A 15,235-nucleotide genomic window follows, 5' to 3' on the forward strand; every position below is an offset into this window, starting at 1 on the left:
CTTTGTTTCACGCGGTTCCGGAAAGATGGCCGTCTTGCGCCGTCCCGGAATTGCTAAAATCGAAGCGTGATAAAAAATGTTCGGAAAACTTACGCTCGAAGCGATACCCTATCACGAGCCAATCATCATGGTCACTTTGGCCGCGGTGGCTGGCGGGGCGCTCGCTATTCTTGCAGCCATTACCTACTACCGCAAATGGGCTCCGCTCTGGAACGACTGGCTGACGTCCGTCGACCACAAGCGCATTGGCGTGATGTATATCATTCTGGCACTCGTGATGCTGTTCCGCGGCTTCTCGGATGCGGTCATGATGCGCGCCCAGCAGGCAATCGCCTCCGGCGCCAATGAAGGCTTCCTGCCGCCGCACCACTACGACCAGATCTTCACCGCCCATGGCGTGATCATGATCTTCTTCGTGGCGATGCCCTTCATCGTCGGCCTGATGAACTTCGCCGTGCCGCTTCAGATCGGCGCGCGCGACGTGGCTTTCCCGTACCTCAACTCGCTCAGCTTCTGGCTGACGGTTGCCGGTGCGATCCTCATCAACATCTCGCTCGGTGTCGGCGAATTCGCCAAGACCGGCTGGCTGGCCTATCCGCCGCTTTCCGGCAAGGAGTTCAGCCCGGATGTCGGGGTGGATTATTATATCTGGGCCTTGCAGATTTCCGGTATGGGTACGCTGCTTTCGGGCGTGAACCTGATAACCACCATCATCAAGATGCGCGCGCCCGGCATGGGCATGATGCAGGTTCCGGTCTTCACCTGGACCGCGCTCTGCTCGAACGTGCTGATCGTCGCAGCCTTCCCGATCCTCACCGTCACGCTGGCCCTGCTTTCGCTGGACCGCTATCTGGATTTCCACTTCTTCACCAATGATGCCGGTGGCAATCCGATGATGTATGTGAACCTCATCTGGATCTGGGGTCACCCGGAAGTCTACATTCTGGTTCTGCCGTGCTTCGGCATCTTCTCGGAAATCGTGGCAACCTTCTCCGGCAAGCGCCTGTTCGGCTACAAGTCGATGGTTTACGCCACTGTGGCCATCACGGTTCTGTCGTTCCTGGTCTGGGTCCACCACTTCTTCACCATGGGTGGCGGTGCCAACGTCAACGCCTTCTTCGGCGTGGCAACCATGATCATTTCGATCCCGACAGGGGCGAAGGTCTTCAACTGGCTCTTCACCATGTATAAGGGCCGCGTTCGCATGGAAACGCCGGTCATGTGGACCATTGGCTTCATGTGCACCTTCGTTGTCGGCGGCATGACGGGCGTTCTGCTCGCAGTTCCGCCAGCAGACTTCGTGCTGCACAACTCGGTGTTCCTGATCGCCCACTTCCACAATGTGATCATCTCGGGCGTGCTGTTCGGCTGCTTTGCCGGTCTCGTTTACTGGTGGCCGAAGGCTTTCGGCTTCAAGCTGAATGAGCGTCTGGGCAAGAACGCATTCTGGTGCTGGCTCGTCGGCTTCATCCTGGCCTTCATGCCGCTCTACGTGCTCGGCCTGATGGGCATGACCCGTCGTCTGAACCACACCGAAAACCCGGCATGGCACATCTACCTCATCATTGCCGCCATCGGCGTTGCGATCATCCTTTGCGGTATCGTGTTCCAGGTTCTGCAGATCGCAGTTTCGATCCGCGACCGCGAAAAGCTGCGCGACAACAATGGCGACAGCTGGGGTACGGGCCGTACGCTGGAATGGTCGCTGGCTTCGCCGCCTGCCTTCTACAACTTCGCCGAAGTTCCGCATGTGCGCGATCATGACGGCTGGTGGGACATGAAGCAGAACGGCTATGTGCGCCGCACCGAAAAGTTCGCGCGCATCCACATGCCGAAGAACACCGGCACCGGCTTCATCATCGGCATTCTGAACATTCCGCTCGGCTTTGCCCTGGTGTGGCACATCTGGTGGCTGGCAATCGCCTCCGCCGTCGCTGTGCTGGCCGTTGCCATCGCTCACTCCTTCAATAATGACAGAGACTTTTACGTCTCGGCCGAAGAGGTGCAGGAAGTCGAAGACCTCCGTACCCGGCAACTGACTGCTCAGGAGGCCTGATTCCGATGAGCGCAAGCATTTCAACCACCGCTCCGTTCACGGGCGGGAATGAGCACCCCGCTCATGAGGACCATCACGATGCAGGGTCGACCACGCTGGTCGGCTTCTGGATCTACCTGATGAGCGACTGCGTCCTCTTTTCGGGCCTGTTTGCAACCTATGCCGTTCTGGCGCATCAGTTTGCGGGCGGTCCGACCGGCCGTGAACTGTTCGATCTGAACTTTGTTCTGATCGAAACCATGCTCCTGCTGGTGTCGTCGCTGACCTATGGTCTGGCCACGCTTTCGATGTTCAAGAAGAACCGTGCCGGCCTTCTGTTCTGGCTGGGCGTAACCTTCCTGCTGGGCGCTGCCTTCCTCGCGATGGAAGTCTATGAGTTCAATCACCTGATCCATGAAGGTGCAGGTCCGGGCCGCAGCGCGTTCCTCTCGGCCTTCTTTGCGCTGGTGGGAACCCACGGTCTTCACATCACGTCGGGCCTGATCTGGATTCTGGTGCTTTCAGCCCAGCTTCTGCGTGACGGTCTGACGGAAAAGAACCAGACGCGCGTGATGTGCCTCAGCCTCTTCTGGCACTTCCTGGATATTATCTGGATCGGCGTCTTTACCCTTGTCTATCTGTTGGGTGTACTGTGATGAGCTCTGCACACGAAACACATGACCACGGCGCGAGCCATGGCAGCCTGAAGACCTATCTGATCGGCTTCGTGCTGGCAGTTGTTCTCACCGTCGTTCCATTCATGCTGGCCATGAACGGCTACTTCACGCCGGGAACCACCGCAGCCATTGTGCTCGGTATCGCCGTCGTCCAGATTTTGGTGCATCTGGTTTACTTCCTGCACCTCGATCCGAAGTCGGAAGGCGGCTGGAATATTCTGGCACTCATCTTCACGGTCATCATTCTGGCTATCGTTCTTGCCGGCTCCATCTGGGTCATGCATCACCTCGATACCAATATGATGCCGATGTACATGTCGCCGGAAGACGTGCGTAATCTGCCGTAATACCAGGTCTCGTTGAGGTTGACTCATCGTGACTTGTTAAGCCCGTGCGGCGATAGAGCATTTTCAGGGCGCGGATAGCGCTAGCATCTTAGCGCCCTGCTATAAAAGGCTCGTCAAACACATTCCCTGCACCACAACGCTGCAGGGATTGCATCTGTGAGCCTCGCAAAACAACTGGCCTGACGGCCCGTGATCGCGGCTTTATCCTCCCTCTCTCCCCCCAAAGCCGCGTGGCGTCCCGGTTCCCTCCGGGACGCCTTTCTTTTTGACTGTCCGTCAAAGAGGTGAGAGTAACATTTCCTGTAAAATTTTAATCAACTTGCTGTAAGTGCGACGTTGTATTTTGTAAAATAAAGATGATTGCAATCAATATTGAAGTGTAGAAAATAATAATATACGCCCTAAATTTACCATTATTGCGCATGTTGTTTGCATAGTGTACTATATCAACATAGATTAGCTCGTGTTTGATACTTATTGCGTCTCTGTTCGATCGCTAATCTGGAGAAGATGCGATGTCTTTATTTAAGGGAATGCTTACTAATAATCGTATTCTTGGTGCGGCTGTTATTGCTGCAACCCTGTTCACGCCCGCTATTGCTTCCGCTGCAACAGCCTATGTCTCGGCTTCGGTCAATGTCCGTTCGGGCCCCGGTTCCAATTACGGACGGCTTGCCGCGCTCCCCGCCGGTGCGACGGTCAATGCCGGTTCCTGCCGCAATGGCTGGTGCCAGATCTATAACGGGAGCCGTGTCGGCTGGGTCTCGGCGCGTTATGTGCGTTTCGGCGCCTATAGCGGCCCCGCCTATGCCGCACCGTCCAGCACCACGGTGATCGTTAATAATGACGGTTACGATGACGGCTTCGGCCTCGGACTTGGTATCGGCTGGGCGACCGGCGGCTATTGGGGTCCCGGCTGGGGCGGTGGTTGGGGTCCAGGCTGGCGCGGCGGACCGAACTACGTCAATGGCTGCATTGGCCGCAATTGCCAGTCCAATCGCGGCGGCTGGAATCCGCGCTGGGGCCATGGCCCGCGCTGGAACGGCGGCGGCAACTGGGGCGGCCGTGGATGGCCGCAGGGCCAGATACGTCGCAACTGGGGTCCCGGTCCGGTGATGTCTCCGACCCGCTTTGGTGGTTTCAACCGCGGCTTTGGCGGCGGTGGTATGGGCGGCGGCGGTTTCCATTTCGGAAATATGCGCCCGATGCACGCTGGCCGCTGACGGCATCCGGTGTGTTTGTGCCAGAACTTATTTTGATCAGGTCGTTCTCCCTCCTCCCAATGGCCTGATGGACAGCTCGCCGGCAGCACCCCGCCGGCGAACTGTTACAATTTTCTGATCGCGCCCTGCAATCACTGCGGAATGCGAGCACAAAGCGCTTCAATCTGCGCGGGAAGTTGCAATGGTGTGGTAACGTTAATACTCCATTGACTGAAATGGTCCATATCTAGCGTTGTTGCTTGGACTTCCGTTCTCCCTATGGTAATCCCTGAATCGTCCTGGGCTTGGGGGTAATGAACGGGACGCCGCCAGGCGACCGCATAGACAGGAACCGGACAGTAGCGCGTATGACTTGGAGTAACAGGACGATACAGGGAAGGGGCATCGCCGTGCTTTTGCTGGCGGCTCAATTTTCCTCTTTCATCGTGTCGCCTGCTTTGGCGTTCGAGATCTTTGGTGTTCGTCTGTGGGGCGAGGACAAGAAGGAAGATCCTGACATCATCGACCCGAAGACCTACTCCGTCGAGGTCACGACCACGGGCGACCGCAAGAATGCGGACGGCACGGAAGCCGATCTGAAATCCACCATTGAAGGTGCTTCCGGTCTCGTTTCGGATGCCGAGAGACCAGCTTCGGGCTCCGCCGGACTGCTGGCCAAGGCGCGCGGCGATTATCGCCGTATTCTGGCCGCGCTCTATGGCGAAGGCCGCTATGGCGGTACGATTTCTATTCAAGTCGATGGCCGCGAGGCGAACGACATTCCGCCCGACGCGGAAATCCCCAATGATGCCAAGGTCGCGATTTCGGTTGACCCCGGCCCGCAATTTCTGTTCTCGCGCACGGCCATTTCCAATATTGCGCCACCGCCGGTCGACAAGCGCGATCACGTGCAGTCGCCCGAAGATGCGGGCTTCGCGCCGGGACAGGTGGCGCGTTCGGGCACGGTCATCAAAGCGGAGCGCCTTGCCGTTGAGGCGTGGCGCCAGCAAGGCTATGCCAAGGCGCGGGTTACCGATGAGGATATCGTCGCGGACCATGCCGATAACCGGGTTTCTGCCGATGTTTCGCTCGATCCCGGCCAGAAGGCGCATTATGGTCCGGTCAGCGTCGTCGGAACCGCGCGCATGGACCCGCAATTCGTGGCCTGGATGACCGGGCTGAAAGAAGGTCAGGAATACGATCCCGACGATATCGAGAAAGCCAAGAAGCGTCTCGGTCGTATGGAAGTGTTCCGCGCCATGAGCTTCGAGGAAGCCGAAAAGATCGAGCCGGACGGCAGCCTGCCGATGACGCTCAACGTGCAGGAGCGCAAGCCGCGCCGCTTCGGCTTCGGTGCCGAATATTCGACCATCGATGGTTTCGGCCTGACCGGCTACTGGATGCACCGCAACCTGTTCGGACGCGGCGAGCGCCTGCGTTTCGACGCCAAGGTCAGCGGTATCGGCGGCACGCAGGACAATTCCTTCGATCCGAAGAACTTTACCTATCTTCTGGGTACGAGCTTCACGAAGCCGGGCGTCTATACACCGGATACGGATTTTGTCGCATCGCTTGATGCCAAGCGCGAAGTGCTGGATGCTTATACCGAAACATCGGTCAATGCGAAGACCGGCTTCACGCAGATATTCAGCGACGAGCTGTCAGGCGCGCTCTATGCCAAGGCGAGCCAGGGTCATTTCGACGATGACGTCTTCGGCTCGCGCAGCTTCACGACGGCGGGTCTTGAGGGCAATCTTCTTTATGACAGCCGCAACAACAAGCCGGATCCGAGTTCGGGCTTCTATCTGGAAGGCAATATCCAGCCCTTCTACGAATTCCAGTACGGCAATTTCGCCACCCGTTTCACCGCCGAAGGCCGCACCTATTACGGCTTTGGTGAAAAGGATCGCGTGATCCTCGCAGGCCGTCTCAAGTTCGGTTCGATCGTCGGCGCGTCCATCGAGGACCTACCGCCGAGCCAGCTCTTCCTGGCGGGCGGCGGCGGCTCGGTTCGCGGCTATGGCTATCGCAATATCGGCGTCAGCGCGGGCAATGGCGAGATCATCGGCGGGCGCTCGCTTGTCGAGGCCAATGGCGAAGTGCGCACCCGCATCACCGACTCCATTGGCGCGGTGGCATTCGTCGATGCCGGTTATGTGGGCGAAAAATCGTTCCCCGATTTCTCGGAACAGATGCGTGTCGGCGTCGGTGGCGGTCTGCGCTATCTGACCGGTCTCGGACCGATCCGCCTTGATGTCGCCGTTCCGCTCAACCGCCGCTCGGGTGACCCGAGCTATGGCTTGTACGTAGGTATAGGACAGGCGTTTTGACCAGATTTCTCGTAATCATCGCCTTCGTCGCTTTCGCCGTCACGGCAGTCATCTTCGGCTGGCCGGAACAACAGAAGCAGTTGCAGGCTCAAGCTCAAGTTCCCGCTCAGGCTCAAGATCAGGCCTCTGGACAGGAACAGGCAGAAGCACCAGCAGAAGAAGAGAAATCCTATTTCCTGTCTTTCGTGGAAAGCCAGCTTTCCGCGCCGAACCGCCGCATTTCCATTTCCGGCATCAGCGGCGTTCTGTCTTCGGAAGCAACCGTCGGCTCAATCACCATTGCTGACCGCGAAGGCGTCTGGCTGCGCATCGAGAATGCCAAGCTGAACTGGAGTCGTACCGCACTTCTTGTTGGCCGTCTCAGCATCCAGTCGCTTGCTGCCGAGCGTATCGACATCATTCGCAAGCCGTTGCCTGACAACAGCCTGCCGTCGCCTGAATCGTCCACGTTCAGCCTGCCGGAACTGCCGATTTCAATCAGTCTCGACCAGCTCGCCATTGCGCGCCTGCATTTCGGGCCGGATATTTTCGGTCTCGAATCGGAAGTATCCGCCAATGGCAGCCTGTCGCTTGCCGATGGTTCGCTCGATTCAAATTTCGACATCAAGCGTCTCGACGGTCCCGGCGGAAATTTTGCCCTTCGCGCGGCCTATGCCAATTCTGACCAGAAGGTCGATCTCGACCTTAAAGTCTCGGAACCGGCTAACGGCATCGTCGCCAACCTGTTGAACATCGATGGTCGTCCTCCGGTCGATCTTACTTTGAAAGGCGCCGGTCCGCTTGACGAGTTGAAGGTCGATCTTGCGCTCGACACCAACGGTAGCCGCACGTTGACAGGCGAATTCGCGCTCAACCGGCAAGGTCAGGCGCCCGATGGCGGACGTGTTTTCTCTGCCCGTTTCAACGGTCCGATCGCGGTTCTTGTACCGCCTGTATTCCGCGATTTCTTCGGTGCCGAAACCGTACTGTCGGCGGATGGCTTCCTGAAGGATGCAGGCGGCTTCCGCCTTGATGATCTGGCGCTGAACAGCGCTGCCTTGAAACTGAAGGCTTCTGCCGAAACCGGCAATGACCGCTTCCTGAACAAGCTGCGCATCGATGCCTCCATTGCCGATGAGAGCAAGGGCCGCGTCCTCCTGCCGGTCAAGGGTGCTGAAACCTATATCGACAATGCAAAGTTTCAGGTCGCTTACGGTGATCGCCCGACCAATGACTGGACGGGAACGCTTGCCATTGCCGGTCTCAAGAACGCAACCATTTCCGCCGACAGCATCGCGCTCGATCTGGGCGGCGTTGCCGAGAACCTGAGTGATGCCGCCAATCGCCATATCACCTTCAAGGTCAATGGCGGGATGGATGGCATTTCGGCAGAACGGGCGGAAATTGCCGAGGCGCTTGGCAGCAAGATTGCGCTCGCCATCGATGGCGCATGGCGCGCCGGCTCGCCGGTCGAGCTGGCGCAAGCCAATATTGCCGGTAACGGTCTCAGCCTCGATCTCAAGGGTAATATCGACGACTTTGCCTTCAATGGCGATATCGCCGCCAAGATTGCAAGCCTTGCGCCGTTCGGCGCTCTGGCTGACCGTGACCTTGCAGGCAGCATCGATGTCAACGCCAAGGGCATTGTTCGCCCGGTCAGCGGTGCATTCCAGCTCGACCTTAACGGCACAGCACAGAACATGCGCACCGGCACGGAAGCAGTCGACCGCATTCTCGATGGTGCCGTCAATCTCAGCGGCGCGCTTGGCCGCAGCAGCGAAGGGTTTTCGGCGCGTGATTTCCGTATCGGCAATGAGCTGAGCGAGATCACCGCCAATGGTTCCTTTGCATCCGACAAGGCAAGTTTTGATTTCGGTGTCATGCTGTCCGATCTGAAGCTTCTTTCCGATCAGGCATCGGGGCGGATGACCGTCAAGGGCAGTGCGCGCGGCGACGACAAGCTGATCGCGCTGGCGCTGCGCGCCGATGCGCCGGAGGGCACTCTGGCCGGTCGCAAGCTTTCCGAAGGCGGTCTCGATTTCAATGCCATGCTCGACGGAAATGCAAAGACAGGTGCTGCCCTTTCCGGCAAGCTTGCTGGCAGTGCATTCCTTAATGGCCAGCGTGTTGATCTTGGAACGCTCATCGACATCGTAAATGACGAAAAGCGTCTGACCGACCTCGTCTTCAATGCAGGTGGTGCGCATCTTTCGGGCAATGTCACCCAGACCGCGAAAGGTCTCCTGACCGGCGCGCTGAAGCTCGATGCGCCGGATATTTCCACGGCAGCAGCCCTGGCGCTGGCGGAGGCGACCGGTGCGGCCAATGCTGATATCACGCTCGACGCCAATGACGGTCGCCAGAATGCATCGGTCACTGCCAATGCCAAGGACATCAAGGTCAATGGCAATCGTATCACCTCGGCTGATATTGCCCTGACTGCAAAGGACCTGTTCGGCGTGCCGGTGGTGGACGGCAATGCTGCGGCGCGCGACATAATGGTCGGCACTTTCGGCATCGACAGCTTCGATGCCAAGGCCAATGCGACCGGGTCGAAAACCGATTTCACTGCCAATACCAAGTTGAAAATCGGCACAGTCGCCAGTGCTGCCGGTTCGCTTGAGCCGAAAAATGGCGGTTTTGAACTGGGACTGGCTTCGGCCCATGTGAAGCAGGGCACACTCAGCGCCAATCTGGCCGCGCCCGCCACCATTTCCATGAAGGGCGAGGAAATCTCCTTCGGGGATATCATCATCAATACGGGCGCAGATGCCAGCGCGGGGCAGGTCAAGGTGAATGGCGTGGTCGATGGTCGTCTCGATCTTTCGGTCGCCCTTTCCAATCTGCCACTGGCTCTGGCCAATACGTTCAAGCCGGAACTGGGGCTTGGCGGCACGGTCAACGGCACGGCGCGCATCACTGGTACGAAAGAAGCGCCCAATGTCGCTTTCGACATGGCGGCGCGAGGTGTGACGGCAGCGGAGCTCAAGAAGCAGGGCATTGCGGCTCTCAATGCCGATGCCAAAGGCACCTCGGCCAATAATCGGCTCAATGTCGATGCGCATGTAACCGGAGGGGGCGGCATCGATGTCCGCGCCAATGGCGGCGTGCCGCTCAGTAAGGGCGATCTGGCCATCGACGTCAATCTCGCCAATCTTCCGCTGACGGCACTGAACGGTGCGGTCAAGGGACAGGATTTGGCTGGCAATGTGACCGGAACGGCGCGTGTCACGGGCCCCCTCACCAATCCTTCGGCAACCTTCAATCTGCGCGGTACAGGCCTTGCGGCCAAGCCGCTGCGCGATAACGGACTTGCGCCGCTCACCCTGCAAGCTGCAGGCAGCTATGCGGCCATGGCTATCGACTTCTCGTCGCTAACCGTCGACGGTCCGCGCGGCCTCAATGTCACCGCCAATGGCAAGGTTCCGTTCTCGGGGCAGGGGCTTGGAGTCAATGTCAATGGCAGCATTCCGCTGGCGCTCGCCAACCGCTTCCTGGCCGATCGCGGTGCGCAGGTAAACGGTACGCTGACGCTGACGGCCAGCGTTTCGGGCGGCTTCAACCGTCCGCAGTTGCGCGGCATGTTCTCCACCAATGGCGCAACCTTTGTCGATCCGGACACCAATGTTCGCCTGAACAATATCAATGTCATGGGCAGCCTGGATGGCGAAACCGTCACGCTGCGTCAGGTCAATGCCGCGCTCGGCAGCGGCGGATCGGTTTCCGCCAGCGGTACGATCTCGACCAATGCCGAAGCGAGTTTCCCGGCCAATATCGAGATCAAGCTCAATCGCGCCCGCTATGCCGACGGCAAGCTGGTCGTGGCGACCGTCGACGGCGGAATCACGATCAGCGGGCCGCTGATGCGAGATCCTTTGATTTCAGGCCGCATCGATGTCGACAGGGCTGAAATCTCGGTGCCGGAAAATCTGGGCGGCGGCGCAGCCTATGTTCCGGTTCGCCACAAGAACACGCCGAAGAACGTTCAGGTGACGCTTGATCGCGCCAAGGTCGAAACGCGTCGCAGCAAAGTGCCGACGCCGACAGCGCGTCCGACCGTGCCGCGCCTCGACGTTGTCATCAATGCGCCCAACCAGATTTTCGTGCGCGGTCGCGGCCTCGACACGGAGCTGGGTGGACGTCTTCGCCTGACCGGGCCTGTGACCGATATCAAGCCGGTCGGCGCATTCGACATGATCCGCGGCCGCATCGGCATTCTCGGGCAGCGCATTACCTTCGATGAAGGCAATGTCACGCTGGTGGGCGACCTCAATCCGCAGCTCAACTTCGTCGCCCGTTCGGAAGGCAATGAAATCACCGCAATCGTGACGGTGACGGGTACGGTTGATAATCTCGACATCAAGTTCTCGTCGACACCGGAATTGCCGCAGGATGAAGTGCTGGCGCAGCTGATCTTCAAGCGCTCCATCGGCGAGTTGTCGGCCTTCCAGATCGCACAGCTTGCCGCTGCCGCCGCCGAACTTGCGGGCGGCTCCAACAACTCGCTCATGAACAAGCTGCGCGCCGGGACAGGTCTCGACGATCTTGATGTCGTGACGGATGACAAGGGCCAGACAGCAGTTCGTGCCGGTCGCTATATCCGCGACAATATCTATCTGGGCGTGGAAGCGGGTTCAGGCGGTTCGACCAAGGGCACCGTCAATCTCGACATCACCCGTAACCTGAAAGCCAAGGGTTCACTGGGAGCGGAAGGCGATTCAAGCGGCGGTATCTTCTACGAAAAAGATTATTGATCGCCGCAAATTATTGAAGGCAATCAAGGCCGGGTTTCATGACCCGGCCTTTTGCTATCCGGCTACAATTCAAAATAGCGGTTTTGAGACAAAGCCACATTTTCGCCATTAAATAGCCATGAGATGCATGCGTTCGCCGCATTTGCCATGAAGCTTAAATCGATTGAATTTTCACATTCACTGCAATTTATGCTTTCAAACGGAATTTTCAGACACGTTTGCGCGAGTTGTTTAACCGTTCTTCAACCATAAGAACGCAAATTGCTGTTGAGTATGGCGGTCGCTTGACGGCTGTGTTTCAACCCTTCTGTCCGGGTAATTTGCATGACCAAGTTCATTGACGATCTGAGCCGCCGCCGCTTCCTTTTCGGCACCGGAGCCGTCCTCCTCACCGGTGCTGCCGGTTGTAACCAAACGATGGATATGTCGGCCTTCCAGATGAATGTCGATCCGATGTCCACCGGCGGGATCACGCCGATGCGTCCGCAGATCAGCGTCGACCGCGATATCACGACGCCGGATGTCATGTACGCCGCCGTGCAGGAAGGGCCGTATTCACTGCCCGCAATTCCATACGAGAAAGTGCCGAAGCAGTTCCGCCGCCAGATCGTGCCGGACCCGACAGGACAGGCGCCGGGAACGATTGTCGTCAGCCTCAAGGATCATCTTCTCTACTATGTTCTGCCGGGCGGAGAAGCGCTGCGTTACGGCATCGGGATCGGTAAGGCGGGCTTTGAGTGGTCAGGCACTGCCAATGTCCAGTACAAGAAGCAATGGCCGGTCTGGACGCCTCCACCGGAAATGATCCAGCGCAAGCCGGAACTGGCAAAATATCGTAACGGTCAGGAACCCGGCCCGCAAAATCCGCTAGGTGCGCGCGCGCTCTACATTTTCCAGAATGGGCAGGACACCGGTTATCGCATCCACGGCTCGCCGGAATGGTGGTCGATCGGCCAGTCCATGTCATCCGGCTGTATCCGCCTGATGAACCAGGACATCATCGATCTCTATAACCGCGTACAGGGTAAGGCTCCGATCATCGTCGGATAACCGGACCGGATGAATTCCGGCTCTGACGGCCTGCAAATGGCGTTGTGCTGCGCTTCCGGTGCTCATGTACCTAAAAGTACACTCCGTTCCGGTGCTCGCACTCCACCATTTTCGGCTCGTCATAACCGAAATCTCAACGGTCCGCACGGTGCATCAGCGTCTGTTGGAAATTGAAGCGTTTCTGCTGCAAATAAAAAGGCCACGCCAGATCTGGCGCGGCCTTTTTGTATCAGGTTCGATACGATTACTCGTAGCGCACCGACTTCGGCATGGCTTCGCCGAGATTGACGAAATGGCGCAGCTCGGCGCGCAGATTTTCTGCCGAAGCCATATGAATCTGGCTCTGCGGCACCACATCGTTCTGCACGATCTGGGTGGATACGCCCGGCATGACAAACGCTCCTGCGGTCAGGACGAGGGCGGCGGCAATGCCGAGGCGTCGTTCGGTTCTGGCCTGCATTTCTATCTCCTTGCGCCGGGTGACGGCGACTTGAAATCTGGAATCACATTCATTCGCAAAACGCTGGGACTTTTCCGGCCAAGGATCGATCTGGGGCCAATCAGTGAAAAGTCGCGCGCGGCGTAAAATTCAAAGCGCTGTCGATGGCATGGATCGGTATTGGCAACAAAGTCTGGCCGAAATCAGCCAGCGTGTCGGCAAAATTGCGGGCGGCCCCTGCCACATCGTCGCAGCGGCGATGACAGGCAATGGCTTCAAGGCAGGTATCAAGCAGCAGCGCGTCCTGATTCTGGATGCCGGAAATCAGCCCCAGCGTCAGGCATTCCTCGCGGCAGACATGGTGCGAGTCGAAAGGGAAAGCACGCAACTGGCAGCTGGCGCAATGACGCAGCACGCGGATGAAATGCGACAGCTCGCCCACCGCGCGTTTTGCTTCCGAAGGCCCAAGCACTTCCGAATAGAGGCCCCAGGTCATTTCCCACGGGATGATCGAGCCTGTCTCGAAACCCGCAGTCCAGCGGCGATAACCTTCCAGCACCAGCTTTTCCGGCAGGCGATCGAAATAGCCCGCAGTGTTGGCGCCGTTCAGTTGGGATATGCGCATATTCATGTCCGCCTCCCGTAGAAGCTACGGAATGAAGACATGCATGCGGGGCGTGAACCCTGCATTTTTACAGAGGGACGTTCGGTTTCCCCCCGCACATTGCAATATCCGGTCGGCAAGAGACTGAGCTGCCAAGGCAGGCCGTCGACATTTGCGGACCGGCATTCGCCGAGACCAATCATAGGGTCCTCCAATCGAAAGGGTTCAAGGCCCAGACATCAAAGGTTGTGAATTTGCACCATGCATAAAAGCCAGAAAATCCATCTGGAGTCAATTACTCAAGTTTAAAATCTTATTAGATTTCAATTGTTTGGAATTATTCTAGACTTTAATACTCATGTTTGCAGCATTCGAGAAGGAACGCAACCGCTGTGGGGGAGCAGCGGTTGCGGCAAACGGGCGCATAATGCGCGAAGGAGAGAGGACGCGGATCATTCGCCCCTTTGCTAACACCACAGTCGCATTCTTCGTGATGCCGGGTTGCAAAGAGCAATCTTCCCCGTTCCGGTGCTCACGTAGCTTTCTCTGGCGCTTAGCCTTATCCGAAAAGTCCGCAACTTTTCGGGACTATGCCTGGAAGCACGCTCCGCTCCGGTACTCGAAAATCACTCTTCTCGCCACGGCCTGACGAATTTGCAACTGTAGTGCTGGAGCGCATCCCGCAAAGTATGAAACGGTTTTCAGGATGCGCTTTAGAACAAAAAGCCGAGACGCGCTGATCTGATTCAGTCAGATCGAAACGCGCTCTAGTGACCCGAATGCTCTCCATCTTTCTGGCCGCCCTTTTGACCGCTTTGGGCGGTGACGGGGAAGTCGATTGTGACCTTGCCGGCCTTTTCGAATTCCAACGTGACAGGAACGGTCTCGCCTTCCTTGTATGGCTTTTCCGGTTGGATGAACATGAGGTGATAACCACCGGACTTCAGCTCGACCTTCTCGCCTGCCGGAATATCCAGACCGCCTTCAAGCTGGCGCATCTTCATCACGTCGTTCTGCATCGACATTTCGTGGATTTCGACGCGCTTGACGCCACCGGTGGTGACGGAGACCAGCTTGTCGGCATCCTTGCCGTCATTGGCGATGGTCAGGAACCCGCCTGCAACCTTGGCACCGGGAACCATGGCGCGCACCGAAGGTGCCGTGATTTCCAGTTCGCCAAGCTTCGTCGACATTGCTGCCTGCATGGAGGCCCCATCCATCTGGCCCATCTTGTCGTGCCCACCGTGGCCGCCATGACCATCGTCAGCGCCCGCCGCCTTCACCAGCAGCTGCGGTGCCGGATGCGCCAGATCGTGCGGGTTCTGGCCATCCTTGGGCACTTCCGTCCACGCAACCGACGCGTCGCTTCCGCAGACCTGCGTCACGGGAAAGGAGAGGGTGGTATCCTTGTCGAACTTGGCGAGCTGGCCGACAACGGTGAACTCGTCGTAGAAATCACCGGGCAGGTTGCCATCGGTGAAGCGGACTTCGCGGACGCCGGAAGTCACATCCTTGCCGTGCACCTTGTAGCTCTGGGCATAGTCACCCTTGACGGTCTCGATCTTCCAGCCCGCCTTGACCTGCGGCTGGGCCGAAATGAAGCCTTCAGGCAACTCGACCTTTACTTCGGTCGTGGCCTTGCCATCGCAGCCATGCGGTACGCGGAAGGTTGCCTTGTAGAAGCCGCCTGCCTTGGCTTCGCTCTGGTCGAGGGAGGAGTGGGCTTGGGCCAGGCCAGCAGAGGCGCACAGTGCGGCAATCGAGATGGCGGAGGCGAAAAGACGATAGTTCTTCATTGTGTCAAACCTGAATAATCAT

10 protein-coding genes are annotated in these 15,235 nt (G+C 58.1%); 7 read left to right on the forward strand and 3 right to left on the reverse strand.

Going from position 1 to position 15,235, the window contains the following annotated elements:
• Window positions 1-76: 76 nt before the first annotated feature.
• The 7 genes from cyoB (at window position 77) to ABDF71_RS01790 (ending at window position 12,374) form a co-directional block, all read left to right on the forward strand.
• Window positions 77-2,056, forward strand: coding sequence for a cytochrome o ubiquinol oxidase subunit I (gene cyoB / locus ABDF71_RS01760; protein ID WP_010657854.1), 1,980 nt, complete (start codon window positions 77-79; stop codon window positions 2,054-2,056).
• A 5-nt stretch (window positions 2,057-2,061) separates the two neighbouring features.
• A complete protein-coding gene (cyoC, locus tag ABDF71_RS01765; protein ID WP_010657855.1) occupies window positions 2,062-2,691 on the forward strand; it encodes a cytochrome o ubiquinol oxidase subunit III in 630 nt (209 codons plus the stop codon).
• On the forward strand, window positions 2,691-3,059 hold the full coding sequence (locus tag ABDF71_RS01770; RefSeq protein WP_010657856.1) for a cytochrome o ubiquinol oxidase subunit IV: 369 nt from the start codon (window positions 2,691-2,693) through the stop codon (window positions 3,057-3,059). Before cyoC ends, ABDF71_RS01770 begins: the two co-directional genes overlap by 1 nt.
• A 515-nt stretch (window positions 3,060-3,574) precedes the next feature.
• The gene (locus ABDF71_RS01775) at window positions 3,575-4,282 is read left to right on the forward strand and encodes an SH3 domain-containing protein (protein ID WP_011982285.1); all 708 of its coding nucleotides are present in this window, start codon (window positions 3,575-3,577) and stop codon (window positions 4,280-4,282) included.
• A gap of 347 nt (window positions 4,283-4,629) precedes the next feature.
• Entirely contained in the window at window positions 4,630-6,591 is a 1,962-nt protein-coding gene (locus ABDF71_RS01780) for an autotransporter assembly complex protein TamA (protein ID WP_275982426.1), read from the forward strand.
• Window positions 6,588-11,324, forward strand: a complete 4,737-nt coding sequence (locus tag ABDF71_RS01785) for a translocation/assembly module TamB domain-containing protein (RefSeq protein WP_500060890.1) — start codon at window positions 6,588-6,590, stop codon at window positions 11,322-11,324. The genes ABDF71_RS01780 and ABDF71_RS01785 overlap by 4 nt, the downstream gene beginning before the upstream one ends.
• 324 nt (window positions 11,325-11,648) lie before the next feature.
• Window positions 11,649-12,374, forward strand: a complete 726-nt coding sequence (locus ABDF71_RS01790; RefSeq protein WP_010657860.1) for a L,D-transpeptidase — start codon at window positions 11,649-11,651, stop codon at window positions 12,372-12,374.
• A 244-nt stretch (window positions 12,375-12,618) separates the two neighbouring features.
• On the opposite strand, the gene ABDF71_RS01795 is transcribed toward ABDF71_RS01790, so the two are convergent.
• From ABDF71_RS01795 to ABDF71_RS01805, 3 genes are all read right to left on the reverse strand, one after another.
• A complete protein-coding gene (locus ABDF71_RS01795) occupies window positions 12,619-12,834 on the reverse strand; it encodes a hypothetical protein (protein ID WP_011982288.1) in 216 nt (71 codons plus the stop codon).
• Between the two features lie 100 nt (window positions 12,835-12,934).
• Window positions 12,935-13,444: a hypothetical protein gene (locus ABDF71_RS01800; RefSeq protein WP_011982289.1), complete on the reverse strand. Its 510-nt coding sequence runs from the start codon at window positions 13,442-13,444 to the stop codon at window positions 12,935-12,937.
• A gap of 740 nt (window positions 13,445-14,184) precedes the next feature.
• A complete protein-coding gene (locus tag ABDF71_RS01805; protein WP_500060893.1) occupies window positions 14,185-15,213 on the reverse strand; it encodes a DUF1775 domain-containing protein in 1,029 nt (342 codons plus the stop codon).
• Between the last annotated feature and the right edge of the window lie 22 nt (window positions 15,214-15,235).

The sequence above is a fragment of the Ochrobactrum sp. WV_118_8 genome (assembly GCF_039631535.1).
In the GTDB taxonomy this organism is placed as follows: Bacteria; Pseudomonadota; Alphaproteobacteria; order Rhizobiales; family Rhizobiaceae; genus Brucella; species Brucella anthropi.